We start from the raw sequence: 26,049 nt of genomic DNA, 5'->3' as shown, positions 1-26,049 counted from the left end.
TCAGTCGTCCAGCGGTGCATCCAGCCCCGGAAACAGCACCTCGGTATAGCCAAACCGGCTGAAATCCCGCACCCGCATCGGGTACAGCTTGCCGATCAGGTGATCACACTCATGCTGCACTACACGCGCATGAAACCCCTCCACCGTGCGGTCAATCGGGTCGCCGTACTGGTCAAAACCGATATAGCGAATGCGCGCAAAACGCGGCACCATCGCGCGCAGGCCGGGGACGGAGAGGCAACCTTCCCAGTCTTCCACTTCGAGCAACGTTGCGTCGTTTTCTGATGCTGGCAGCGGGATGATCACCGGGTTGATCAGCACGGTTTTAGGCACCTCCGGCGCATCGGGATAACGCGGATTGCGCGTGTCGGTGCCAAAAATCACCAATTGCAGATCCACCCCAATTTGCGGTGCGGCCAGCCCGGCGCCGTCGGCCGCCAGCATGGTGTCGAGCAGGTCCGAGATCAGCAGATGCAACTCATCGGCATCGAACTGGGTGACGGGTTGGGCGATGCGCAGCAAACGCGGGTCGCCCATTTTGAGAATGTCACGAATGGCCATCAAGCAACTCCTTTAAACCGGTTTCATCCAGCACCGTAACGCCCAACGCCTGCGCCTTGTCGAGCTTGCTGCCCGCCTCGGCGCCTGCCACGACAAAAGTGGTTTTTTTGCTGACCGAACCGGCGACCTTGCCGCCCGCCGCCTCAATCAGGTCTTTGGCCTCGTCCCGGCTCATCGTGGGCAGGGTGCCGGTGATGACAAAGGTTTTGCCACTCAAGGGTTTGGCCGTGACGGGTGCCGGCGGGCCCTCGGCCCAAGTCACGCCGCAGGCGCGCAACTGCTCGACCACCTCGCGGTTGTGCGGCTGGTCAAAAAACGTGCGCAGGCTTAAGGCCACGATCGGGCCGACGTCACTGACCTGCAATAGTTGCTCCACGCTGGCATCCATGATGGCGTCGAGATTACCGAAATGGCGCGCCAATTCTTTGGCGGTGGCTTCACCCACATGGCGGATGCCCAGGCCGAACAGAAAGCGGGGCAACGTGGTTTGCTTTGATTTCTCCAGCGCTTCCACAATGTTCTGCGCCGATTTATCGGCCATCCGGTCCAGGCTGGCCAGCGAAGTGAGGCCCAGCCGGTACAAATCTGGCAGGGTGCGAATGACGTTGCCATCCACCAACTGATCCACCAGTTTCTCGCCCAAGCCTTCCACCTCGACCGCGCGGCGCTGGGCAAAGTGCAGGATGGCCTGCTTGCGCTGGGCGGCACAAAACAGGCCACCGGTGCAGCGATGGTTGACCTCGGTTTTTTCGCGCACCACGGCGCTGCCGCAGATCGGGCATTGGCGCGGCATGCGGAAGTTCGGCACATAGTGCGCGCGCGGTGTCGGCACCACCCCAACCACCTCGGGAATCACATCGCCGGCCCGGCGCACGATGACCGTGTCGCCAACATGCACCCGCTTGCGGCGCAGCTCGAACAGGTTGTGCAATGTGGCATTGGTCACATTGACACCGCCGACAAAAACCGATTTCAGGCGAGCCACCGGTGTGAGTTTGCCGGTTCGCCCCACCTGCACATCAATGCCCAGCACCAGGGTTTGTTGCTCTTGCGCCGGAAACTTGTGCGCCACCGCCCAGCGTGGTTCGCGCGTCACAAACCCCATGCGGCGTTGCAACGCCAGGCTGTTGACCTTGTAAACGACACCATCAATATCAAAACCGAGGCCGTCGCGTTGCTGTCCGATCGACTCGTAATATGCTACTAATTCAGTAGCACCTTGCGCAAGCTTGACAAGGGCTGAGACCGGAAACCCCCATAACTTCAGGGTTTGCAGCATGTCATAGTGCGACGCGAACTCCGGCCCCCCTGCTTCTGGCGGCGTGATCGCCCCCAAGCCATAGGCAAAGAAGCTCAAGGGGCGCTGGGCGGCAATGCCGGGGTCGAGTTGGCGCACGGCCCCGGCTGCGGCGTTGCGGGTATTGACGAAGGTCTTTTGGCCCCGCTCACGCTGCTTGTCATTCAGCCGTTCAAAGTCATCGCGGCGCATGTAGACCTCGCCACGCACTTCCAGAATCGCCGGCACGCCCGGTGGCAAGCGCAAAGGAATCTGGCCAATCGTGCGGATATTTTGCGTCACGTCTTCACCCATTTCGCCATCGCCACGCGTGGCCGCCTGCACCAGCACACCGTGCTCATAGCGCAGGTTCATGGCCAGACCGTCAAACTTGGGCTCGGCCACATACTCCACGGCCGGAGCCGACTCCGCCAGGCCCAGCTCGCGCCGCACACGGGCGTCGAAATTCCGGGCACCACTGGCTTCGGTGTCGGTCTCAGTCCGGATGCTCAGCATCGGCACGGCGTGGCGCACACTGACAAATTGGTCGAGTGCGCGGCCACCCACCCGTTGCGTCGGAGAATCCGCTGTCACCAGCTCGGGATGTTGGGCCTCAATGGCCTGCAATTCCTGAAACATGCGGTCGTACTCGGCATCCGGAATGCTGGGGTCATCCAGCACGTAATAGCGATGGGCATGCTCATGCAATGCGCGCCGGAGTTGCTCGATATGGGCGGGGTCAAACGGCGGCGTCAAGGGTGCAAACAAATCCTGCCCTTGCGGTAACGAATTCTGCATAACGTGATCTAAAAACCCCAAATTCAGGAAAACAGGCGCCGCGCCAGGGCCGAGCCGGCTGACAGGTCGCGCTGGTCCAGCGTGTCATACAACTGCTCCAGCTCGGCGCCAATCACGTCCATGGCCTCGGTCGGCAGCAGCAGACCGTTGTCATCGGTCACGACACCATCCATGCTGCCCGCCAGCGACAGGGCCGCCTCGCGCATGCGGACAAAGGGCTGCTCGCTGCGGTCAGTCTGCGGAACGTCCAGGCTGATCAGGACCTCCCGAATGGCCGACAGCGCGGGATCATCGGCCAAGGCCGCTTGCGAGTCAAAACTCAGACCCAGCACCGGTGGCAAGCCCGGCAAACTGGCGGGTAGAAGCATGCGACCTGGAATGGCACCCATGACGAAGCCAAGACGCGTCGCCGTCTGCTGAACATAACCGGGGCTCCAGGCTGCATGACTGGCCCGCAACACAAAACCAAGCAGGGCATCGTGGTCGCTGGCAAACTGGTCCAACTCACGCGCCCGCGCCACCTCGTCGCGCATCTCGGGAAAATCGGGGGTGCCACTGATGGCATCGCAGAAATCCTGCGTTTTCATCACAAATTCAGAATACTCAATTTCATTGAGCGCACCTGCGCGGTTGGCCAACTGCACGCCGGCCTGAAACAGGGTGTAGCGCTGGCCCGCCTGCGGTATTTCCCAACACTGGCTGGCCTCATTGAAACCTTCGATGGAAAACGGTTTGCTGCCAGCGCGGCGCGTTGGCGGCAGCGCAACCAGCGCGGCTTCGCCCGCTATCGGGTTTTCTAGCGCAATCGGCGCGATGACGTCAATCAAGACATCCAGGGCCGGTTTTTTCTCCAGCACAGGGGCAGGAAAACTCGCCACATCCAAGGCAGCCGCATCCAGCCCCGGCTCAAGCGGCCCACCCAAATGAGGTTCGATCAGCGGCTGGTCAGGCTCGGCTTGTCGGGGCAAATTTTTGCGGGCCGTCCAGGCCCCGTGCATGACCATCGCCACCAGCACCAAGCCACCCACCACGGCTAAACCAATTTGTAGATTACTCATAGACCTTAACCAAGCTCCGCCATCGAAACAGCCGCATCCATGTCCACCGCCACGATGCGGGATACGCCCTGCTCCTGCATGGTCACGCCAATCAACTGCTCGGCCATTTCCATGGCGATCTTGTTGTGACTGATAAACAAAAACTGGGTTCCCTTGCTCATGCTGGAGACCAGCTTGGCATAACGCTCGGTGTTGGCATCGTCCAGCGGCGCATCAACTTCGTCGAGCAGACAGAACGGCGCCGGGTTGAGCTGGAAAATCGCAAACACCAGCGCAATCGCCGTCAGCGCTTTTTCGCCGCCTGACAGCAAATGAATCGTCTGGTTTTTCTTGCCTGGCGGCTGCGCAATCACCTGCACGCCAGAATCCAGAATTTCTTCGCCGGTAATCACCAGTCGGGCGTTGCCGCCGCCGAACAGCTCCGGGAACATCTTGCCAAAGTGCTCGTTGACAGCGTTGAACGTGCCCGACAGCAGCTCCCGGGTTTCGCCGTCAATCTTCTTGATGGCGTCTTCCAGCGTGGTCATGGCCTCGGTCAGGTCGGCCGTTTGCGCATCCAGAAAGTTCTTGCGCTCGCTGGCGGCTGCCAGCTCGTCCAGCGCGGCCAGGTTAACCGCCCCCAGGGCCGTGATGTCACGGTTCAGGCGGTCAATCTCGCCCTGCATGCCCGTCAAGCGCACGTTGCCGTCCGCCAGTGACTTGGCCACCACCTCCAGATCAGCCTGCGCGTCTTCGAGCAACTGGGTGTATTGCTCAAAACCCAGCCGCGCGGCCTGTTCCTTGAGCTGGAATTCGGTGATGCGCTGCCGCAAGGGGTCCAACTCACGTTCCAACTGCAGGCGGCGCTCGTCGCTGGCGCGCAACTTGGCGGTCAGGTCGTCGTATTCGCTGCGCCTGGCGCCCAGTGACTGCTCGCGCTCCATCTTGTTGGACAAGGCATTTTGCAGACCCCCTTGTGCCGCGGCATCGTTCAGCCGTGCCAATTCTTCATGGGCTCGTTCGGCTTCAGCCCTTACGGACTCGGCCTGTTGCGCTGCAGTATCGATAGCACGCGACAACTCAGCCTTGCGCGCGTCGAGGCTACGCATGGAAAAAACCGCCTCCTGGGATTGACGCTCCAGGCTGCGCTGCTGCTCGCGGCACTCGTTCAACTTACGCTCAGCGCCCATCACGCGCTCGTCGAGTTGGGCGTGACGCTCCTGGGTATCGGCCAGCTGCATGTCCAGCTCTTCAAATCGCCCCTCGGCGGTAACGCGGCGCTCTTGTAAGTCATTCAACTGGGCATCGACCTCGGCCAGATCGCCAGCGATTTGGGCGCTGCGCAGGCGGGCCTGGTCGGCCAGCTGTGTCAGCCGCAAGGTTTCCACCTGCAGTTCATGGACCCGACTTTGACTCTCGGCCGCTTCCCGTCGCACCGCCACCAGACGCTGCGACGCATCGGCGTAGGCCGCCTCAGCCCGCACCAGGGCGGAGCGGGATTCATCGCTGATCATGGCCTGCGCCCGAAGCTCCTTCTCCAAGTTTTCAATTTCCTGCGCCCGGGCCAGCAAACCGGCCTGCTCCGAGTCGGGCGCGTAAAAGCTCACGCTGTAGGCGCCTACAGCATGGCCGGTTTTTACAAAGATCGTCTCGCCGGGCTGCAGCTTGTCGCGGCTGGCCAGGGCATCTTCAAAACTGGGCGCTGTGAAACAACCTTGCAGCCAATCGGTCAACACCGCCTTTTGCCCCGCATCATTGATGCGCAGCAAATCGGACAGACGCGGCAGCAACGCCGCTTTTTCGGGCAAGGCGGCCAGCGGAGGGCTGTAAAAGGCGAGCTTGGCCGGCGGGGCATCGTTGCCAAAAGCCCGCACCATCTCCAGACGCGACACCTCCAGCGCCCCCAAGCGCTCGCGCAGCGCCCCTTCCAGGGCGTTTTCCCAACCCTGTTCGATGTTGATGCGGTTCCACAAACCCTGCAAACTGTCCAGCCCGTGCTTGGCCAGCCAGGGCTGCAGCTTGCCGTCGGTCTTGACCTTTTCCTGCAAGGCCTTAAGCGCTTCCATGCGCGCCGACAAATCCGCCTGTCGGGCCGATTCGGTGTTGACAGTTTGTTGCTGGGCACGCCGGTTGTCATCCAGTTGCGGCACGGCATCCTGCAGTTCATGCAGGCGCCCTTCTGCCACGCTGGCGGTCTCTTGGACCTGGTCCAGCTGACTTTGCAGATTCAGCAAACGGGCCTCGTCCGGCGCCGCCAAGGCATTGCGATCCGCACTGAGTCGTTCACGGCGCGTGGTGAACTGGCGTGATTGCTCCTCGATGCTGCGCTGGTCCGCGGCCAGCACCTGAATCTGCTGCTGCACCTGGGCCACGCTGGCGCGCTGCTCGTTGGCGCCTTTTTGCGCCAGGCGCAAGGCCTCTTCCAGATCGGGCAGCTGCTGGGCCTGGTCTTCTACCTGGGCGGCCAACAGTTCGGTTTTTTCTTCGCCGACCATCGCCAGTTCAGAGAGGCTTTCAATTTCTTCCTGCGCGTCATCGCGGCGCATGGCCCATTGGGCGGTTTGCTCTTTGAGGGTGATCAGGCGCTGCTCAACCCGCTGGCGGCCTTCCACCACAAAACGGATCTCGGCTTCCAGCCGGCCGACCTCGGTACTGGCCTCGTACAGCAACCCTTGCGCCTGGTTCACCTGATCGCCCGCAGCATAGTGGGCCTGGCGCACCGTCTCCAGCTCGGCTTCGATGTGGCGCAAATCCGCCACCCGGCTCTCCAGCGCATTGACCGCGCCTTGGGCGTCGGCCTTGACCTTGGCCTGATCTGCTTCTGACTCGGTGCGCTTGAGAAACCACAGTTGATGCTGCTTGAGCGTGACATCGGCCGTGAGGGTGTTGTACTTTTTGGCCACAATGGCCTGCGCTTCCAGCTTTTCCAGGTTGGCATTGAGCTCGCGCAAAATATCTTCCACCCGGGTCAGGTTTTCGCGGGTGTCGCTCAGGCGGTTTTCAGTCTCACGGCGGCGCTCCTTGTATTTGGAGACCCCGGCGGCCTCCTCCAGGAACAAGCGCAGTTCTTCCGGTTTCGACTCAATAATGCGGCTGATGGTGCCCTGACCAATGATGGCGTAGGCCCGTGGCCCCAGGCCAGTGCCCAAAAAGACGTCTTGCACGTCGCGCCGGCGCACCGGCAAGTTGTTGATAAAGTAGCTGCTGGTGCCGTCGCGCGTCAGCACCCGCTTGACGGCAATCTCGCCAAACGTGGCCCACTGGCCCCCGGCGCGGTGGTCGGCGTTGTCAAATACCAGCTCGACACTGGCGCGACTGGCCGGTTTGCGGGTGTTGGTGCCATTGAAAATGACGTCCTGCATCGACTCGCCGCGCAACTCGGACGCTTTGGACTCGCCCAGCACCCAGCGCACCGCATCCATGATGTTGGATTTGCCGCAGCCATTGGGCCCGACCACCCCCACCAGTTGCCCCGGCAGCATGAAATTGGTCGGCTCGGCGAAGGACTTGAACCCTGATAACTTGATTGAATTAAGACGCACGGATCGCTGGGCTACTTAAGCTGTAGGTTTGACCGGGTCAGGAGCTGCCTGCCAAGCCACAAAGAAAGCCGCCATGATAACTTGACTGCCTTGGCGAACACGACAGCCGGGGACGCTCTCACGACGCATCACTCCAAGTCCTTTACCACTTGCGCAGCGATGTGCTTCAAACCGGTTTCAATGTCTTCCTTGAGCAGCTCCCCACCGGTTGCACCACACCACTCTTCCATGAGTCGCGGCTGCGCCCGCTGGGGCACAAGCCGTTCATACAAACGAGCGCGCTTGTCCAGCGGGTTTTGCACCGGAAAACCCTCGGCATACAGAAGCAGGCTTTCGTAGACGGTGCGCTTGCTATCCAGGTTTTCAAGACGAAGCTGCAAACCAAGTTCCAGGGCGAGGTAGTGCGGCCGACTGCTTTCCCTCAGTTGAAGGGTCGGTGCGCTGATCGTCAGTTGCAAAGGCGTGGGCCCGCTGTCGCCAAGACGGACAGCTTGCGCGAGCGCATCGGTGAATTGAGAGGTGTAGTCGATGGCGGACAGCGCACCGGACAGCTGCGCCATGCAGGGCTGCACTTGCGCGACCTGTTGCTCGGCCTTTCGCTGGGCCGCGGCACGGACGGCAGCCTCACTCGCGATCGCCAGCAGGTTGTAAACGGCGATCTCCCGGCTGGCACCTTGAAGCACGTCCGACGACGCAATCTTGGCCCCTGTAAAGGCCGCGGCGAGCGTCGCCGGTGGCTGCATGAGCACTTTGACCGTGCCGCGCTCCCGAAGAGGCAGGCCGTCTCTTGCTTTTCCGTACAAGGCCATCTGCTCCGTCTGCACTGGACCCGTCCCTGGCATGGCAAGCGCCGAGACGCGCTGCGCGGCGTCCTGATCAAGCGAGACTGAAAAATCGGAACAAGCGTCGATCAGACTGCCGAACAGGCCACGGCCGTCGGTACATGCCGTGGACAGTGTGCCGAGATAAACGACCAGTGTGCTGTTCGGCACTTGAAACCAGAAGCCGGGCAGTTCGCGAAAGTCGTCAGGCGGCGATGCGCTGGCGAGCACATAGGCCCGCAGTTCCAGAGACCAAAAGCCACCCCGAGCCGGCTCAAACTTGTACTGTGTCAGACGACCGAACCTGGCACTGGGCGCATGAAAAGCGACTGCAGGGGGGTTCTGATCCAGCCCAGGTGGCAGAACCAGCAGGTAGTAGGTGCCTGGTGGCAATAGAAGCTGGCGCCAGCCTTCAGCCGCAGCCGCTTTAGAGGGAAAACTGGCTGAAATCAACCGCGGCGGATTGCGCTCGCTTAAATTGGCAAGGTACAGGCGCGTGGACCTGTTGCTATCCCCGGTGTCCCGAGGCGATACAACTTTGCCATTGATGCTGGTCTTGAGCTGAAACATCACTGCCGCGAACTGCCCGGCCTTCACCCGGTCAAGGTCGGCCGTCGGCAGCGGCTGAGCCGACACGCCCGACACGCCCGAGGCAAGCCCCAGCACAAGCAGCCACAAGGCAGTCAAGATTTGGGCCCTGCGACTGAGATCAAGCAAGCAAACCATGTCCGGTCCGCCCTGTTTAGCCACTAGAACCCCACCAGATCGTCCACCGGCAATTCAAGTGCCGCGCCGGTGATCCGCTCCAGCGTTTTACTGATGATTTCTACATTGTTGTCAAAGCCACCATGAGAGGCGCTTTCGGTCCTTTCTGGCAAACCGTTGGCGCGGCGGGTGACTATTTTCTCTTCGTGGTGAACGGTCAGGCGACTTTGCAGCTTGCAGAGGTCTGCCGCATTGCGCCAGTTGGCGAGGGCTTCGGCACTGCTTGGCGAACCGTCCCAGCCGGCATACTTGGGATTGAAGACATTCTCCAAGCCAAGAATCGGCATGCGCAAATCGGCCTCCAGCGCATTGGAAACAAAATAGAGCAAGGATTTTTGGTAGACATAGGCGACGTTGTCATCCTGCTCACGCTGATCCGCCAGGATGTCCAGATGGAGCTTGTTCATGATCTCGGCTTGTGTTGCATAGTGCAAGTTGGCAAAAGCGACCGTGCAAGCCGGGGCGTACAAATGAACGGACTTGACGTGACCGCTCAGCCCTTTCTGCGCCAGGTTGCCCAGCAAGCGCCCCAAAACGATGGCGCCGGCAGAATGCCCCATGAGGTGCAATTCGAATTGATCGCCCCAGCTGCTGGTCAGTGAATGGAGTGCATCCGTCAGCAGATCGCCACCCCGGCCGCTCTGGGCCGCCAGTTCGGCGTTTTCCTTCATTTCGCTCCAGAGCGGGCGGGCAAACGGTTGGCCGATGGTTTTCTCAATCAAGGGATCGGTGATCTTGTCGGTGACCCAGCCGCCAATGCCGCCGGCCCGGCCCGCAGCAGCGGGGCTGGTTTTGTCTTCCAGAATGTCGCCCAGCGATTCAAGCAGGCCGCTTTTCCACACCAGGAACAGCGGGTAACAGCCGTTTCCGAGGAAATAGCGCCCCATGGCCTGGGCGCGCCCAATCGCATCGCTTTCACTGTTGAGGCCACCGTGGGCATAGATCACCAAGCGTTTTTTCTCGTGCGGACTCTGCCGGAACCAGGTGTCCGGCATCACACAGGCCTGATTTTGCAAGGTGCGAGTGACCCCGTCCAACGGTTCAAAACGAGTGACCCGACCGTTGTTACCCAGCACGATACTGTGCTGATAGGCGGTTCCTGCGTCCCACCAGTTGGCATGGGCCGCCGCCGTTGCCGCGCCTTCCGCGGCCTTGCCGCCTGCGGCGAGACGACCTGACACGACCCCCGGCACGCCGGTCGCGGCGACCCAGACATCCATGGCATGAGCCAGCCAATCGGCATAACTGATGACGGCAAAACCACCCGAGCCCCATTTGTCACCCCAGGAATTCTGAATGACAAAGCCGACCCGGTTGAACCCCATCAACGCAAACGAATGGCCGCCACTGCGCGACGGCTTGCCATTGAAGGCGATCACCGGCAAATTGGCATGGGAGGTCGGCGGCTTGGCGCTGGTTTTGACCGTATCCCAACCCGGGTGGGTATAGGACGACACGTAGATCGCGCCGACGTCCCGAATCGCCGCCTGCAAGTCGGTGATGGCTTGAGGGTCTATTCGGTAGTACACCCCCAGCGTCTGTTCGATGGCGTCGCGATCCCAGCCCGATTTCGGCAGGCTGTTGTCCCCGGCCGCATAAGTCCAGCTCGACTCAAGGCAAACACCGTTGTGATACCAGCCCTTGAGCGCCCCGCGGCAGCTGGAACCGTCATAGTTCTCGCCCTCGTATTCATCAAAACGCCGGGCGAAGTGATACAGCATGCGCGGGCTGACCGACTCGAGTTTTTTCGGCATGTCGGCCGATCGCCAGCGCAGGTAGTTGATGACGCAGGCCAGGCCGAAACCGGTGCAGGCCCCTTCTTGCCCCTGGTCCAGAATAAGTCCGGCATGGGTATAGGCCGCCATCAAGTGCTTGATATCGCTTTCCGCCGGAAAGACCTGCGGCAGCGAGAGTGGCTGCGGTAGGTAGGGCCGATCGCGCAGATCGGTCAGATCAGGCGTGACATTGAGGCTGGCCCGGCGCGCCGCGATGGGGGCTGCCGTCTTGGCCACCGCCCCGACGAGGGGGCGTGCGGCGACCGCCCAAGCTTTCTGCGCCATTTGATAGGTGTTGGAAAACCGGTCCAGACCGTAACTGCCGCCATTCACCACTTTACGAGCCGCCTTCAGGTCATCCTTGTCCAAGGACTTGGCCAACTTTTCCCGGTTGGCATCGAGACAGGCGGCCAGCAGGCAGGCGGCGACTTCCGGGGCGCAGGCACTGTCCGGGTTCTCGACCAATGGAATGTCGAGCACCTCACCGAATTTTTGGTAGTTCTCGCGGCCGGTCAATTGCACGTAACCGCGCCCGCGATAGCGCGCCCCATCGCCCGACTTCTGGTTGCCCAGCTTGTATTCGTAGGCGCTGAAGGCGGCTTGACCGGGCAGCGTATTGAAATGCGAGGGCAATTCGGCAATGGGCACGAAGCCCTCGGTCTCGGCGCGTATGGTGGCCAGCGCGACGCTGATCATGTTGGCGTCGGTCAGCCCAAAAGCGGCCAAGGCGGCGCTGACGTAAGGCAGATGCTTTGCAATGTTGGACGTCTTGGTGAAGGGAAACAACTTGCTCACCAAACCAAGCTCCATGCTGACGGCCAATTCTGCCGGTGACGACATGCCCAGCGCGCACAAGGTGCGCGGCCCGGCAATGCCGTCTGCCACCAGTCCCACGCGGGACTGCCAGGCGCGCAAAGCGGTCTCGGTGTCGGCATCGAACTCATCATCCGCCGACAGCCCGGGATAAGCCAACGCGTCTTTGCCCAGGGTTTTTCGTAATGCTTTCTTCAGGTCGGCAACCTCCTTGCCGACGTTGCCTCGCATCAAGAGGATGACTTTAATGTCCGCGCTTTCCATTTTGATCTTGCTCCCACTCAACACCATTCAGATCGCCTGATTAGATTCAGGGACGACCGATTGCCAAGTGAGAAAAATCAAAGCGGGGGGCGACCTGCGCGCACAACCGGGCGATGCGCGCTGGCCTTGCGTGCCTCAACACCCTATAACGGCATGCATCAATACGCTATATATTTAATAGCTACTTGCGTAGTATCAACGGGGGCTAGAGGCTTATTTCTTATATATTGGAGGCAATTTCATCCGTTGCGCCGCCATGGGCCAGCGCCATGACCTGGTGCGGCGCTAACGCTTTGAGTTTGTGATCACTCCATACCTGACGCCAGCGACGTGAACCCGGCAAGCCATGGCGCAGACCCAGCATGTGGCGGGCGATGGTGGGCCAGGGTGTGCCGTGTTCGGCGGCTTCACGCGTCATGTAGTCGCACATCTGTTCTTCGACCCGCTCACGCGTCAGCGCCTCGACCGGATCAGGGCGATCGGCATCATAAAACGCCGCATCCCAGGAGGCGAGCCACCAGGGGTTGTGATACGCCTCGCGCCCCAGCATCGCGCCGTCCAGGTGGGCCAGATGCTCGGCCACTTGCTCGTTGGTGGTGATCCCGCCGTTGACGACGATGGTGAGCTGTGGAAAATCTTTTTTCAGCCGATACGCCAGTTCATAGCGCAACGGAGGAACTTCGCGGTTCTCTTTGGGGCTCAGGCCCTTGAGCCAGGCATTGCGGGCATGAACAATGAACGTCGGGCACCCGGCTTCGCTGACGGCGCCGACAAAGTCACGGACAAAGTCGTAGCTTTCCATCTTGTCGATGCCAATGCGGTGCTTGACGGTGACGGGCACCTGCACCACGTCCACCATCGCCTTGACGCAATCAGCCACCAGTTGCGGTTCGTTCATCAAGCAGGCGCCAAACGCGCCGCGCTGCACCCGCTCGCTCGGGCAACCGCAGTTCAGGTTGATCTCGTCATAGCCCCACTGTTCACCCAGCTTGGCGCAATGCGCCAGATCGGCCGGCTCACTGCCACCCAACTGGAGCGCTATCGGATGCTCTTCCACGTTGTAACGCAGATGGCGCGGCACATCGCCATGCACCAGGGCACCCGTCGTCACCATCTCGGTGTAAAGCAGCGCGTGGCGCGTGAGCAGCCGATGGAAATAACGACAATTTCGATCACTCCAGTCCATCATCGGGGCGACACTTAATCTCCACCTGCTAGACCGTTGATTTAATTGGATATTTTCCACTTTACAAATTCACTTTAGGGGCCATGTGCAAGACTTTGTGCACACGAAGTGCACATGGCGGGGTAATTGGGGTAATAATCCGTACATCAAAGCACACACACGGATTGCACACGATGGCTACATTCTCGCAGTTACCCTCCGGAAAATGGAGAGTTCAGGTTCGCAAAGCTGGCCTGTATCGTGCTGCCACGTTCCAACTCAAGAGCGAAGCAAAGACCTGGGCGACGGCGATTGAAGCGCAGGCCAACCATGTGGCTGCTGGCGGCTTTGCGCCGGTTCCGAAGTCGTCCACGCTGGGCGACCTGATCGACAAGTACACCGAGACATTCACCAAGACCCCCGGACTGACTAAGGCGGCGACACTAGCCATGCTCAAGCGTGATCTGGGCAAGGTGAAGTTGGCCAGCCTGAATGCCGTAACCCTGCGCGACTTCATAGATCGCCGCCAAGACGCTGGTGCTGGTGGAGTCACCATTGCGGGTGATCTGAGCTTTCTGAGTGCCGTCCTGAAATGGGGCAAGCACGCCCGGCACCTGGACTTGCCCGACCGGCTGGCCCTTGAGGCCCGCGCCAGCCTGACGCATCGTGGTTTGGACACACGATCCAAAGAACGCAGCCGGGAGCCAACCGACGACGAACTAGACCGCCTGTACCTGCACTGGGCAACGAACCCTTGGCAAAAGACGCCTATGGAACTGATCTGCCGTTTTGCCTTGGCGACGGGTATGCGTCAAGGGGAAATTTGCCGGCTGGATATTAGTGATCTGGACCGCGAGGAAAAGAGCATCGTCATACGTGACCGCAAAGACCCAAAAAACAAGCAAGGCAACAACCAGACTGTCCCGCTGCTGCCCGCCGCATGGTCCATCGTGGAGCCACTAATTAAGGATCGGGATTCGGGTTTCATGTTCCCGTACAACAGCAGTTCTCTGTCGGCGGCGTTTACCCGTAGCTGTCAAAAGGTAGAGCCGCCGATTCTCGACCTGCACTTCCATGACCTGCGGCACCGGGCCACTGCATCGTTTTTCCGCATGGGGCTGGACATACCGCAGGTGGCCCTGCTGACCGGGCACAAAACCTGGGCCATGTTGCGCAGGTACACCAAAATCACAGCCGGCGACGTGCACGCCGCCATTAAGAAAACAGCAAGCTCTGCGCTGGTTCAAGCAGAGCAAATAGGCGACGGACAAGGCGATTAGAGCGCCCTGCCCGTCTAATCAATCAGAAAAGAGAACTTTCATCATGACTACAGCAAATTTAACAAAAATTGACACCATCACAGCGCGCATGGGGCAAGTCGAAGGCATCCTGGCTATGCTCACTGACGCCGGACAGGGGGAAGATTTTGGAACCTTAACGCACAAAACCATCATGAATGCGCTTTGGGCCGCATCCGAACTGGTGGATCAAGCGGGGGCCGCAGCAAGTACCGCAAAATAAATACGCTATTCGCAACGTAGAAAAGCCGCTTTTAGCGGCTTTTTTTATTACTGAACTTCTAGTATTTATAACAAATCTATTGCAATAATTTACAACCTATTTGTTATATTGAAAAAATAACTTAACTGAATACTATTTGTAGTGCATTTTTAGTTGCTTAGATACTATTTAAGAATATACTACGCTTAAGGTCTGACCAACGATATAGGTCTAGCCCGCTGCTTTTAGCCAAATGGCAGCGGGGACACGAAAGAGGGCTAGGGGTAAAACGCTCAACCCCTCCAAAAATAATCGTCCCCGCTGACCGCAGCTAGTTGCAAAAACAGGGGAAGGCAATCTACCAAGCGGGGGCCGCTAGTAAATCCCGGTGGCCGTTCTCGAATGTTCACAAGACCGGACAACCATGCCCTTTTATTAAGGGGGTCGTGGCTTGTCCGCGCTCCAAATTTCAAAAAATAGCCGCAAGCCTCGACTCCAAACCCTTGGAGCCTTACGGCCATGCAATCAAATGCTGTCTCTCAAAGCCTTATCGTTGACGATAAGCAAATCGCCGTTGTTATCGGCATGTCCCTAGCCTGGGTCAGAAAAGACAGGGCTACGAGACGCCTGATACCTTTTTTCCGCGTTGGAGACTGTATCCGCTACGACGTGGCCACGGTACGCGCTGCCCTCATGTCTCGCATGGAAGGCGGCAAACAGTGAGCGCCGCGCCTACCCGCCTGCAAGCCCTTGCTGACAGTCTGGACTGCCTGACCGCAGAGGACTTCTATTTACTCGCCGCAATCACCCCAGGCACCGCTGAAGCCTGGCGCAAGCGCCACAAAGGACCGGCATTCATCCGTCTAGGAAATCGGGTGATGTACCAGCGCAAGGCCGTTGCCGACCACCTCGCGACGCTTACTCGCGCCGCCGTGTCCACTCTCGGGAAGGACTTGCTATGAGCGGCACAATCGAAAAAGCCGTTGTCCCCACAACGGCTAATCCTAATAGCTCTACTGCCTTGATTATGCCTACTGCTGAAAAAATAGGCAACCACACCGAAGCCCGCCGCCTCCACGCACTTGGCTTCAAGCTGTGCCGCCTGGAGCCAATGTCCAAAAAACCCGTTGGCGACGGATGGCAGACAAACCCGGTACGTGACATTGAAGACGGTGCCTATGGGTATGGCGCCATCCTGGCCAAAAACAACCTGTGCAGTATCGACCCCGACAACGTGGAGCCGGCCCGCGTCGGGCTGTCGCGTTGCGGCTTTGATCTTGACGAATTGATGGCGGCGGGTGTGCGCACCACGTCCACACGTCCGGGCAGTGGGGGCCGTTCCACGTTTAAGGCGCCCCAGGGAGTTGGACGCGTGGTTTTCAGTTCGGCCACACACGGCACCATCCTGGAGCTTCGCGCTGGGCAGTCCAACCTGCAAGACTGCCTGCCCGGCACGGTGTACCGCACCAAGGACGGCGGCGGGCCTTATGAGCAGCACTACGCTGGCAGCAGAACGCTGGACGCGGCCCCCGCCCTTCCGGCAAGATTCCTCGCATGGTGGCAACGGGTGGACAGTGATCTGGACTTCTGCCGCGAGCAGCAATTGCTATTCTGCGGATTGGATGCAATGCAATCCATCTCCAAGGGTAGCAAGCTGGCCTTCACGTCGGGTATGCGTAGGGACTACAACGCCGCCCATGACGTGACCGACATTCTGGAGCGCCACGCATACACCACCGCCGATGGAGAGCGCTGGGCGCCGTCCAGCGCAACGGGGGCACCTTGCGTGCGGGCTATACCTGGCAAGGATGGTCTATGGCAGTCCGACCACGCATCCGACCCATTGCACGGCACCTTCGATGCCTGGATCGCAAGCGTGGTGCTGGACCATAGCGGCGACATGGCGGCGGCGGAGCGAGCGTATGGGCCTGCACGCGATGCCGCCATTGCGGACGACTTCGAGGTGGTCGGCCCATCCACAAAGAAGCCCCGGCGCTTCAAGTTCATAAAAATGTCGGAATTCAAGAAGCGAAGTCCTATGTCCTGGCTCATCAAGCGCGTATTCCCCAAGGCTGAGATTGGTGCTGTATTCGGCGAGTCGGGGGCTGGTAAGTCCTTCTTCGTTCTGGACCTAGTGCTGGCCATTGCTAGGGGTGCGGATTGGAATGGCCATAAGGTGACCCAGGGTAATGTGGCCTACGTCGTGGCCGAAGGCGCGAGCGGGTTTTCCAGCCGTACCGACGCCTACGCAAGCCACTACGGTATGGACATGGACGCGCTGCCATTCAGGGCGCTGGCTGATGCGCCTAACGTGCTGGATCGGGGCGACGTGGACGAACTGTTGGCCGCACTGGGTGATCTGCCCGACCTCAAGGTGGTGGTTCTCGATACGCTGGCCCAAGTTACGCCGGGGGCAAATGAGAATAGCGCGGAGGACATGGGCCGCGCACTGGCAGCGGCGAAGCACATATCACGCACTACGGGCGCAACGGTGCTTATCGTGGCCCACGCGGGGAAAGACACCTCGCGGGGACTGCGGGGCTGGTCCGGCATCAAGGCCGCGCTGGACTTCGAGATCAACGTGGAGCGCACCGGGGACTTCCGTTCGGCCACCATCACCAAAATGAAGGATGGCGATGGCGAGGGTATCGCGTTCCCTTTCAGGCTGGAAAACGTACAGCTTGGCGTGGATGACGAGGGCAACCCAACCGCCTCTTGCGTGGTAAATGTTAGTGGGCAGCTAGCTAAGAAAGTTGCGGGTTCAAAGCGGCTGACCATTGGGCGCGATGACGTAGCCCTGGCGGCGGCGGTATCACTGCGCGACCTTACGGGAGGATCGACTGTCACCCTCGACCAATGGAAGGTGTCCGCGACTGCCGGGATGGTTGCTAAGCCGGGGAAAGCAGACAACCGGGTGCGCGATTTCAGCAGGGCTGTTGAAGTTTTGACCGCTGGCGGATACATCAGCATGGTCGGAAATCGCGTGGAGGTGCTTCGCGATGCGCCGTGAGCGCGCAGGGAAAAGCTCCTTTCCAGCTTTCCAGAGCTTTCCAGGAAAGGTTTTAGGCGTGGAAAACCCTTTCCATCCTTTCCACCCCCTAGTGGAAGGGATGGATTGGAAAGCTGGAAGGGAAGAAAACAGTCCCCCCGCTGATTTTTGCAAAACCCATCAATTTATTAAGGCCCCGACATGGACGATGACACGACCCCCCTGCACTTCGGCCCATTACCCACCACAACCCGCGTGCTTGAGCAAATCCTGCGGGCGCACCAGCTTGGATTCCGCACAGCGATGCTGCCGACATACGAGAGCCTTACCCTGGCTGGCCTTGGGCCTGACCAGTATCCCCGCGCGATCGAACCGCAATACGTTTGCGACCTGGCCTAAATCTGAAAGACCTACATGACAAATGAATTTGACGATGCCTACAAAGCACTCCACGCCGGCGCCTTGGGCCTGAGCGCCGAGATGCTGGCCACGCTCCCGCAGGAGCAGATAGACGCCGTGGCGGCGCGCGCCGGGCAAGGCGCAAAACTTGATGTACTGATTAAATTTCGATCATTCGTGACAAAGAACCCCCGTTGTGTTAGCATTGCGCATATCGAGCGCAAGGTAAACCCAACGGGCTTATTCAAGTGTTCGCATGATTCGGCTCCCAACGGGAAAGCGCGTATCTAAGCCTTCAATTTATTGACTCGGCTCAGACGCGCTTTTTTTGCGCCTGGGCCACACCGAAAGAACATCATGTCAAAAGCCCAATACATCGGCACCGAAGAAAACGCCCGCAACGCCTGGACAACTCTCTGCGCCAAGAACGGTATGCCGGAAGCCGTAAACATCGGCACTAACGCATCCAGCCTCTCGGAAGCTGAATTGCACGCCATGCGCAAGACCGCACGCCGCGCTTTGAACGCCATCAGCGACCAACTCAAGCCAAACGACTACAACGACGCCACGACAGACGCCCTGGTGTTTGCCGGCAACGCAATTGCGGCCGTTAATGAAGCCTTTGAGCGTATGCAAGACGCTGAAAAGTTCTTCGGTAAATCGAAGAGCAACGGCGCAACTAAGGCCATGCGCAACAGCGCTGACTTCGCAAAGCACTACGAAACCGGCCATTCTCAAGATGCGGGCGAGTACGACATTGCGGATTACCTTCGCGGCATCGCTAACCTTCGCACTACTCCAAGCGTGAAAAATGCCCTGAGTGTCGGCACGGATGCGGCCGGCGGGTTTGCCGTACCTGGCGTGCTTATGCCCTCAATCTTGAGCGCAATGGTTCCTGTATCGGCACTGCTCACCGCAGGCGCGGGCATCATCCCCCTGGAACAAGGCGCAAAGACTTTTACCAGCGCGGCTATCAACGCCATCCCCACCGCAGCATGGCGCGCGGAAGGCGGCACCCTGGCAACGAGTGACCCGACATTCCGCGCAGTGGTGGCAACCCCGCGTAGCCTATCGTTTATGTTCAAGGTTTCTCGTGAGTTGCTGGCTGATGCCGTTGGCCTGACCTCCGCGCTGAACCAAGCCATTGCCCAAGCCTTTGCAAAGGAGTTGGATCGCGCTGGCCTGCGTGGGTCCGGCACCGCACCCGAGCCGCGCGGCCTGCTGAATACAGTTGGCATCCAAGGCGTGACCAACGGCGCGGCGGGAACACCGCTCGCAAGTTATGCCAACCTGTTTAGTGCCTATGGTGCGATCTTGCAAGCGGATGGACCAGCACCGACAGCCGCCATCATGTCGCCTCGCTCGCTTATCAAACTGGGGGGGCTGGTAAGCACCACGGGGGAGCCATTGGACGTGCCGACCATGCTCCAACCATTGAAGCTGATCGCAACGAGCCAAATCCCCAACACCTTGACGGTAGGCGCATCGGCTGATTGCTCTGAAATCTATGTCGGGGACTTTAGCCAGTTGTACTTCGCCATGCGTGAGTCAGTGAGCATCCAACTGCTCCAAGAGGCCTATGCCTCTACGGGTGAAATCGGCTTTGCCTGCCATGTCCGCGCGGATGTAGTCGTCAACTACCCCGCCGCCTTCGCAGTGGTAACAGGCGTCCGCGCCTAAGCAATAAACACCAGTTCATCGAGAGAGCTGCCCATAGATGGCTGGTGTATTCCGAGCGAGCTGGAGGGCGTACCTCGGAATATCTCGCGCAGCGAGAGACATGGGATTGCATGGCGTAACGGCGAGAAGACGGTACGCGAGAGGGTTCACCGCAGGCATTCAAAACGCCGGGCTGCACACCCTCACTAATTTGGAAATTGCTTATGTTTGAATCAAAAGACAGGCGCCGCGCCCACATCATGCGGCAACTAAATGCCAACGGCGTCACGGTGGTGGACTTACCTGGCGGAAGCGTCCGGCTGTACGGTCAGGGGAATTCCATCACGACCAGTGATGTGCTTTACCTGCGTGAAACTGAGGTGAATCGCCTATGCGGCAAGATGACGGCGTGAGCGAATCAGGACAGCGCAGGCACCGCGTAAAAAAGTTTTTTGAATCCGTAGGCCGGGGGCGGGTCAGAAGTCGCCACGGGGCCGTCCCCGGAAACCGCCTCGTTTCCCATTTGGACAAAATATCCCGCTACGGGCTATTCAAATGGGGGTGTAGGGCGCCAGCGAAGTGAAACGAACCCCAACGGGAAACCGTCCTGCTCCCACGCTTTCCGTAAAGCTAACCAAAAAAGACATTTAAACAGGGCAATTCTACGCATGAAACCACTGCCAAAAGACCTAAAAAGCACCTGCGCCCGAATTGCCCTTGAGCGCGGGCGCTCCGCACAGCGGGCAACCACCGCAGAGCTACGCAAACAGGCGCAGGCCATGCTGGCATCGGGACAACCGGCAATGCTGGTGCAGGCCCAACTGGACGCCATGCTGGGCGACGCCCTGCGAGCGCAGGCAAAGCACTAACCTCACCGCCCGTTCTGCTCGTTACTGCGTAACGCCAAGTTTGAGCTTTGAATCGTAATAATCGGACTGACCGTCGGGCAAGTTCTGAGCCGCATCAACAGCCGCGCGCTCTGCGCTCTGCAAAAGCCGCTCAATCATGGCCCGCTGCGTTACGCCGTAACAGCTTGCAAGCCGCTCAAGCGAGCGTTTGGCGTGCAAATTGACCATCAGGTTAAGGCGCTCGAGCTCGCCGTTTTCTGATTTCAGATGCCGCGCCCGGTAAGCGGCTTGTCTTTCGGAATTTGTTGCCATGATTTCCCTTACTGCGTAACGCATAATATCACCGTTACGCAGTAACAAAACCCGCGACCTTGCGGCTGGCACCTATTTTTAAAGGAAAGCAATGCTTGAAGCCTCAACATTAGATAGCGCCCACCTTTTCGCCAAGGCCGTGCGCGGCTGCAAACAATCGGCGGACACCCTTGTACATGAGTGCGCAGACTTGAACGGCAAGGTCGAATGGGTCCACCTCCTTTGCCGCCGTAAAGCGCCGCGCGGGGTCGTCCGGCACGTCTTGCTTAATGCAATCGCCAAGCACCCGAGATGCATTCACCCGGAGGTGACAGGGAGCCGCGCACTGCTGCGCGAGCTTTTCGAATACGCCGCATACCCTAAACCCAAGCGGGCCGCGCTTACGCTTTACCGGGGTTTTGCGGGTGCGGAACAAGGCAACGCGCGGAAGGGGTACTACTGGTCAAGTCTTCGAGGTACGGCGGTGTACTACGCGCTCATGCGGTGCTGGCAACACGACGTATACAGCCCCGTTATCTTAGCTTCCGAGGTGATAGATAGGGACATCGCCGCCGCTACAGACATTGACGCAAAGCAGCATTTAAGCGATGTCACAGACAGTGAGATTATTTACGAATGCATTGTATTGAGGGAGCAGCAACGCGCGACCGTGGAAATAGTAGGCGTAGCCGAGGCTCGAATTAGGACTGATGCATTCGAGGCCCTGCTACTGACGGCTAACGGGGCCGACGGTATGTGGGGGCCTGGCGACGCAGACGCGCAAATACTAAGGGCGCGAGAATGGCTTGAAAATTACGAAAATATCGCCGCCTATCGAAACGCGAGCTGGCGCTGATGTGTGTGTGGGGCCGCACCACGGCGGTTAATGTGGCTTTGCAGTCAGACGCCGACTCGCTGACCCCTATTCTTAGGCAGCTTGAATCAGCGTCTGGGGTTGCCTATTAGGAGAACCTGCAACAAAAAACCCGCCGTGGCGGGTTGTTGTGTTTTTTGGGTACAAATCAAATCAATCCCAGTCAAAAACTTTCCCTAGTGCTGAATTCAGCTTATCCAGTTGTCCCGCTGTCCACTCAGAATACATACCGTCGCAAGGCGCAGTCGGGGACAATTGCCCACTTGTAATCTTGTTTTGAACATCCAGCAAACTTGCATCGTTTGCAGCCATATCAGCTAGCTTAAAAGGAGGCGAATTAGTCGCACTATTTACAGTAATTTCCATAACATTTCCCCTTGTTGCCATTGCTTTTGAAACATCTTCAATTCGCACATCTTTGCCAATCGGACTAAAAAGATTGTGCTTTCCACTTCCAAATTCAAAAAACTTTACATCCCCACCCGACGACACATCAAAAACCTTTGCAGTTTCAACTGCTTTCAGGGGGTCTTTGTTTTGGCCCCAGCATTGGTATGCATATCTCGACCCCGACCCTGCAAAGTAACCGCCATCCTTGACGATGTCCTGACGTTCCATAAAAAGTACAGAATTTTTTGCTTGATCAGCAATGCAGATGCAAATCTTTTCACAATCTGGTATACCCACATTGCTTTTTGGTGAAGTCCGTATCCAGTCCTTCCACGCTTGTATCTTTGTCCCGTCTCCTGCAAACATAAAAACGGAATTCTGATATTTTTCGATTTTTTCAAACCGAGCATCATCAATGTAAATTAGGTATTTCCCAAATTGGCATGACCAGCGTGAATCACTACTCATCATGCCAGCCAAGCTGTCATATACGTTTGTTGTCATCGTTTCCCGTTGCTTTTTTTATTAAACGTGGAGGTTCCCCCACCAGGATTGACAACCATCAAAAAATCAATGTAGCATCCCGCCCTTTTTGCTATTGTGGGGCAAAAAAGCCAGATATCTGCAAATTTTCAAATTATCCAAAACCAACGACTTTGTGGATAAGTTTTGTGCACAAACTGTGGATAACAAGGTGTTTTAGCAAGTAGCTTGCTAAGCTTAGAAAACGGGATCTAGATAAAACACAATACAAAAATTGCAAAATAAATTGTAATTTTTACCCATCTAGGGTGTGCAGACGTCTGCACTAATCAAAACTGTGCAATTAATTGCCCTGATATTTGGGGCAAATTTTACAGGCCAAAGAAAATAAAAAGCCCCGCATTGAATGCACACGAATTGCACACGACCCCACCAGCAACCCGCATGGTTGTTGGTTATTCGCAACGATCCATCATCGGGGCGACGGACAACTTCCAGCGGTCAGGGGGGACGGGTTTCAGGCTAAGCATGGGGTGGATTATCCCAGTCATGGCACAGCCCGCGGAATTTTGACAATCGTCAACGCCCGCCCTGCCGGTGCATGCCACAGTGCCCGTTGGAATCGCCAACCGCGAAGGCCCTACTTTGCTTGCCCCCCCACTCGCCAACAAACCCGCCCAAGAATCCGCCGCCGATCAGGCCGGTCGGCCCGCTGTTTTCATTGCCAAAGGACTGAGCAAGACCTATCAAATGGGCGAGGTGCGGGTCCATGCCCTGCTGGAGGTGGACCTGACCATTTATCGCGGTGAATTTATCGTCTTGCTGGGCCCCTCCGGCAGCGGTAAATCAACCTTGCTGAACATTCTGGGAGGACTGGACCGCCCCAGTGGCGGTATTGCCTGTTTTGCCGAGCATGACCTGACGGCGGCGACCGAGGCGCAGCTGACGCGCTACCGGCGCGAGCATGTCGGCTTTGTGTTTCAGTTCTACAACCTGATTCCCAGCCTGACCGTACGAGAAAACGTGGAACTGGTCACCGATATTGCCGACAACCCCATGCCCGCCATTGAAGCGTTGGGGCTGGTCGGGCTGGCGGACCGGCTGGATCACTTTCCGTCGCAACTGTCCGGCGGCGAGCAGCAGCGCGTGGCGATTGCGCGGGCGATTGTGAAACGCCCGGAAGTCCTGCTGTGCGACGAACCCACTGGCGCGCTCGACTACGTGACCGGCAAACTGGTGCTGGAAGTGATCGAGCGCATCAACCGGGAACTGGGCACCACGGCAGTCGTCATCACGCACAATGCCGCGATTGCCGGTATGGCGGACCGTGTGTTGTACCTGGGCGGCGGGCGCATCCAGCGCGTCGAGCAAAACGCCCACAAGCTCAAACCATCGGAGCTGTCGTGGTAAAGGGGCCTTGGTGAAAGCACTGGACCGCAAACTGCTCAGGGACCTGCGCTTGATGTGGAGCCAGGCGCTGACCATCGCGCTGGTGGTGGCCAGTGGGGTCGCCGGCTTTATCACCAGCTTCAGCGCCTACGATGCGCTGTCATGGTCGCGCGATTTGTACTACGCCGACGCGCGGTTTGCCGATGTATTTGCCACGCTCAAACGGGCACCCCGTTCCATGGAGCGGCAGCTGGAGAGCATTCCCGGTGCCGCTCACGTCGAAACTTCGCTGGCGCAAATTGTGCCCATCGCGATCCCGAATGTGGCCGATCCCATCATTGGTCGCTTGATTGGGCTGGACGCACGAGCGCCCCAACGGCTGAACAAGGTGCATCTGCGCAGCGGCCGCATGATTGCGGTGCATCACACGGGCGCCATCGAGACGCTGGTATCGGAAGGTTTTGCGGTCGCGCGTCAACTCAAGCCCGGCGACCGTCTGAATGCGCTGGTCAACGGCAAACGCGAAGTGCTGTTAATTGTGGGGATTGCGCTGTCGCCCGAATACATCTTTGCCGGTATGGGCGGCTCGCCCGACCAGCGTGGATTCGGTGTTTTCTGGGTGGACCGGCAGGCACTGGCCGCGGCCTACAACATGGAAGGCGCCTTCAATCAGGTGGCGGTGCGGCTTGCGCCGGGTGCGACAGAGGGGCCCGTCATTGACCATCTGAATCGCTTGCTCGCACCCTTCGGCGGCATTACCGCCCATGGTCGCGACCTGCAGATGTCGCACATGATTCTCGACTCGGAGATCAAGGAGCAACGCGTGCTCGGCACGGTGCTGCCCAGCATTTTTCTGGCGGTTGCCGGATTTTTGTTGAATGTTGTGCTGGGGCGGCAGATTGCGACCCAGCGCGAGCAAGTGGCCGCCTTGAAGGCCTTGGGTTACGACAACCAGGCCATTGGTCTGCACTATTTGAAGCTGGTGCTGGTGATTGTGGTGTTGGGCGTGGTGCTGGGGTTGGCGCTGGGCGCGGCGATGGGGCACTGGTTTGTCGGCATTTATGCGGATGTCTTCCGCTTTCCAGAACTGCGCTACCGGGTCAAACCGGTGTTGATTCTGGAGGCGGTGGGCGTCGCCCTGTCAGCGGCGGTGCTGGCCACGCTCAATGCCATTCGTGCCACCGTGAAGCTGGCGCCCGCCGAAGCCATGCGCCCCCCCGCTCCGGGTGTTTACAAACCGATGCTGATTGAGCGCTGGGGGTTGCAGCATTGGGTCTCGCCCGCTGTCCGCATGATTTTTCGAACCATGGAGCGGCGTCCGCTACGCACCGGGTTGACCATCTTCGGCATTGCCGTGGCAATGGCAATCGTGATCACCGGCGCATTCTGGCGAGACTCGATCGCGGTCTTGATGAACACCCAGTTCAACCAGGTTCTGCGCGGCGACGTATCCATCGGGTTCATTGAAGCCACCCCAGCCCGCATCGGGCATGAAATGGCCAAACTGCCGTATGTGACGGCGGTGGAAGGTGCTCGTACCGTGGCGGCACGACTGGTCCACGCCAACCATACCTGGCGCGGGTCCCTCCAGGGAAAAGTTGTGCAGCCCGAGCTGCACCGCATCGTCGGCATGGACCGTCAGGTCTTCGCACCGCCGCTTGATGGTCTGCTGCTCACCGACCGACTGGCCGAGCGGCTGATGGTCAAGCCTGGCGACACCGTTCGGATTGAGTTTTTGGAGGGTCGGCTTGAGACGCTGGAGATGGTCGTGACCGGTGTCGTGAATGAAATGATGGGGATGAACGCCTACATTGAACGACACGCCTTGAACAGAATTTTGCGGGAAGGCGATGTGATCAATCAAGTCACCGTGGCCGTCGAGCGTGGGCATGAAGACGCCCTGCTGAACAAACTCAAAGAGTTGCCACGGATTGCGGTTGCGGTCAGCAAGTCGGTCATGCAACGCAATATCGAGGAAGTCACGGCCCGCAACGTACTGGTCTTCAGCGGCATTCTGACGACATTTGCCACCATCATTGCCATCGGGGTGGTCTATAACAACGCCCGCATCGCACTGGCGGAGCGCGCCTGGGAATTGGCCAGTCTGCGCGTACTCGGGTTCACACGGGGCGAGGTCTCGGCCTTTCTGCTGGGAGAACTGGCAATTGAAATTGCACTGGCCCTGCCGCTGGGCATGGTGCTGGGCTATCTTTTGTCAGCGGCGATTGTCAATTTGATCAAGACCGACGAGTTTTATTTCCCCTTCGTGATTCAACCCGCCACCTATGCCTTTGCCGCCTTGTGCGTGCTTGCCGCCGGCATTGTCAGCGCGCTGATTGTGCGCCGCCGTGTGGATTCACTGGATCTGGTCGGCGTGCTCAAAACCCGCGAATAACAAAACTGGAGAAGA

At 58.8% G+C, this 26,049-nt stretch carries 21 protein-coding genes; 12 read left to right on the top strand and 9 right to left on the bottom strand.

Features of this window, described 5'->3' with window-relative positions:
- The 7 genes from def to dusA form a co-directional block, all read right to left on the bottom strand.
- Positions 1 to 561, bottom strand: coding sequence for a peptide deformylase (def, locus tag HHJ17_RS17925; protein ID WP_296501893.1), 561 nt, complete (start codon positions 559 to 561; stop codon positions 1 to 3).
- Positions 548 to 2,635 (bottom strand): NAD-dependent DNA ligase LigA, encoded by a 2,088-nt coding sequence (ligA, locus tag HHJ17_RS17920; protein WP_296506740.1) that lies wholly within the window; start codon positions 2,633 to 2,635, stop codon positions 548 to 550. Before ligA ends, def begins: the two co-directional genes overlap by 14 nt.
- A gap of 23 nt (positions 2,636 to 2,658) precedes the next feature.
- Entirely contained in the window at positions 2,659 to 3,693 is a 1,035-nt protein-coding gene (locus HHJ17_RS17915) for a cell division protein FtsZ (protein ID WP_296501891.1), read from the bottom strand.
- Positions 3,694 to 3,698: 5 nt separating this feature from the next.
- Positions 3,699 to 7,214, bottom strand: a complete 3,516-nt coding sequence (gene smc / locus HHJ17_RS17910; protein ID WP_296506738.1) for a chromosome segregation protein SMC — start codon at positions 7,212 to 7,214, stop codon at positions 3,699 to 3,701.
- Between the two features lie 128 nt (positions 7,215 to 7,342).
- Entirely contained in the window at positions 7,343 to 8,722 is a 1,380-nt protein-coding gene (locus tag HHJ17_RS17905; RefSeq protein ID WP_296501889.1) for a hypothetical protein, read from the bottom strand.
- A 62-nt stretch (positions 8,723 to 8,784) separates the two neighbouring features.
- Positions 8,785 to 11,652, bottom strand: coding sequence for a peptidoglycan-binding protein (locus tag HHJ17_RS17900; protein WP_296501888.1), 2,868 nt, complete (start codon positions 11,650 to 11,652; stop codon positions 8,785 to 8,787).
- A gap of 220 nt (positions 11,653 to 11,872) precedes the next feature.
- On the bottom strand, positions 11,873 to 12,889 hold the full coding sequence (gene dusA / locus HHJ17_RS17895) for a tRNA dihydrouridine(20/20a) synthase DusA (protein ID WP_296506857.1): 1,017 nt from the start codon (positions 12,887 to 12,889) through the stop codon (positions 11,873 to 11,875).
- 122 nt (positions 12,890 to 13,011) lie between these two features.
- Between dusA and HHJ17_RS17890 the strand changes: the two genes are divergently transcribed.
- From HHJ17_RS17890 to HHJ17_RS17850, 9 genes are all read left to right on the top strand, one after another.
- Entirely contained in the window at positions 13,012 to 14,097 is a 1,086-nt protein-coding gene (locus HHJ17_RS17890) for a site-specific integrase (protein ID WP_296506855.1), read from the top strand.
- A 43-nt stretch (positions 14,098 to 14,140) separates the two neighbouring features.
- On the top strand, positions 14,141 to 14,338 hold the full coding sequence (locus HHJ17_RS17885) for a hypothetical protein (protein ID WP_296506736.1): 198 nt from the start codon (positions 14,141 to 14,143) through the stop codon (positions 14,336 to 14,338).
- Positions 14,339 to 15,036: 698 nt separating this feature from the next.
- Positions 15,037 to 15,279 carry a hypothetical protein gene (locus HHJ17_RS17880; protein WP_296506734.1) on the top strand — a complete coding sequence of 81 codons (243 nt, stop codon included), beginning with the start codon at positions 15,037 to 15,039 and terminating at the stop codon, positions 15,277 to 15,279.
- The gene (locus HHJ17_RS17875) at positions 15,276 to 17,327 is read left to right on the top strand and encodes an AAA family ATPase (protein ID WP_296506732.1); all 2,052 of its coding nucleotides are present in this window, start codon (positions 15,276 to 15,278) and stop codon (positions 17,325 to 17,327) included. Before HHJ17_RS17880 ends, HHJ17_RS17875 begins: the two co-directional genes overlap by 4 nt.
- A gap of 180 nt (positions 17,328 to 17,507) precedes the next feature.
- Positions 17,508 to 17,705 carry a hypothetical protein gene (locus HHJ17_RS17870; RefSeq protein ID WP_296506730.1) on the top strand — a complete coding sequence of 66 codons (198 nt, stop codon included), beginning with the start codon at positions 17,508 to 17,510 and terminating at the stop codon, positions 17,703 to 17,705.
- A 15-nt stretch (positions 17,706 to 17,720) separates the two neighbouring features.
- The gene (locus HHJ17_RS17865) at positions 17,721 to 17,996 is read left to right on the top strand and encodes a hypothetical protein (RefSeq protein ID WP_296506727.1); all 276 of its coding nucleotides are present in this window, start codon (positions 17,721 to 17,723) and stop codon (positions 17,994 to 17,996) included.
- Positions 17,997 to 18,062: 66 nt separating this feature from the next.
- The gene (locus HHJ17_RS17860; RefSeq protein ID WP_296506725.1) at positions 18,063 to 19,385 is read left to right on the top strand and encodes a phage major capsid protein; all 1,323 of its coding nucleotides are present in this window, start codon (positions 18,063 to 18,065) and stop codon (positions 19,383 to 19,385) included.
- A 203-nt stretch (positions 19,386 to 19,588) separates the two neighbouring features.
- Positions 19,589 to 19,777 (top strand): hypothetical protein, encoded by a 189-nt coding sequence (locus HHJ17_RS17855; protein ID WP_296506723.1) that lies wholly within the window; start codon positions 19,589 to 19,591, stop codon positions 19,775 to 19,777.
- Positions 19,778 to 20,032: 255 nt separating this feature from the next.
- Positions 20,033 to 20,233 carry a hypothetical protein gene (locus HHJ17_RS17850; RefSeq protein ID WP_296506721.1) on the top strand — a complete coding sequence of 67 codons (201 nt, stop codon included), beginning with the start codon at positions 20,033 to 20,035 and terminating at the stop codon, positions 20,231 to 20,233.
- Between the two features lie 21 nt (positions 20,234 to 20,254).
- Here HHJ17_RS17850 and HHJ17_RS17845 read toward each other — a convergent pair whose 3' ends face one another.
- On the bottom strand, positions 20,255 to 20,548 hold the full coding sequence (locus HHJ17_RS17845) for a hypothetical protein (protein WP_296506719.1): 294 nt from the start codon (positions 20,546 to 20,548) through the stop codon (positions 20,255 to 20,257).
- A gap of 67 nt (positions 20,549 to 20,615) precedes the next feature.
- On the opposite strand from HHJ17_RS17845, the gene HHJ17_RS17840 reads away from it, so the two are divergent.
- Complete coding sequence (locus HHJ17_RS17840; protein WP_296506718.1) at positions 20,616 to 21,359, top strand: hypothetical protein; 744 nt, start codon at positions 20,616 to 20,618, stop codon at positions 21,357 to 21,359.
- Between the two features lie 171 nt (positions 21,360 to 21,530).
- On the opposite strand, the gene HHJ17_RS17835 is transcribed toward HHJ17_RS17840, so the two are convergent.
- Positions 21,531 to 22,271, bottom strand: coding sequence for a hypothetical protein (locus HHJ17_RS17835; RefSeq protein ID WP_296506716.1), 741 nt, complete (start codon positions 22,269 to 22,271; stop codon positions 21,531 to 21,533).
- Positions 22,272 to 23,000: 729 nt separating this feature from the next.
- Here HHJ17_RS17835 and HHJ17_RS17830 point away from each other — a divergent pair.
- Both HHJ17_RS17830 and HHJ17_RS17825 read left to right on the top strand, forming a co-directional pair.
- Positions 23,001 to 23,660, top strand: a complete 660-nt coding sequence (locus tag HHJ17_RS17830) for an ABC transporter ATP-binding protein (RefSeq protein ID WP_296502016.1) — start codon at positions 23,001 to 23,003, stop codon at positions 23,658 to 23,660.
- Between the two features lie 10 nt (positions 23,661 to 23,670).
- Positions 23,671 to 26,034, top strand: a complete 2,364-nt coding sequence (locus HHJ17_RS17825) for an ABC transporter permease (RefSeq protein ID WP_296501886.1) — start codon at positions 23,671 to 23,673, stop codon at positions 26,032 to 26,034.
- Positions 26,035 to 26,049: the final 15 nt, after the last annotated feature.

This window comes from Rhodoferax sp. (genome assembly GCF_012927445.1).
Lineage (GTDB): Bacteria > Pseudomonadota > Gammaproteobacteria > Burkholderiales > Burkholderiaceae_C > Rhodoferax.
Note: the sequence above shows the minus strand (reverse complement) of the source record. Positions and strands in the feature narration are given on the sequence as shown.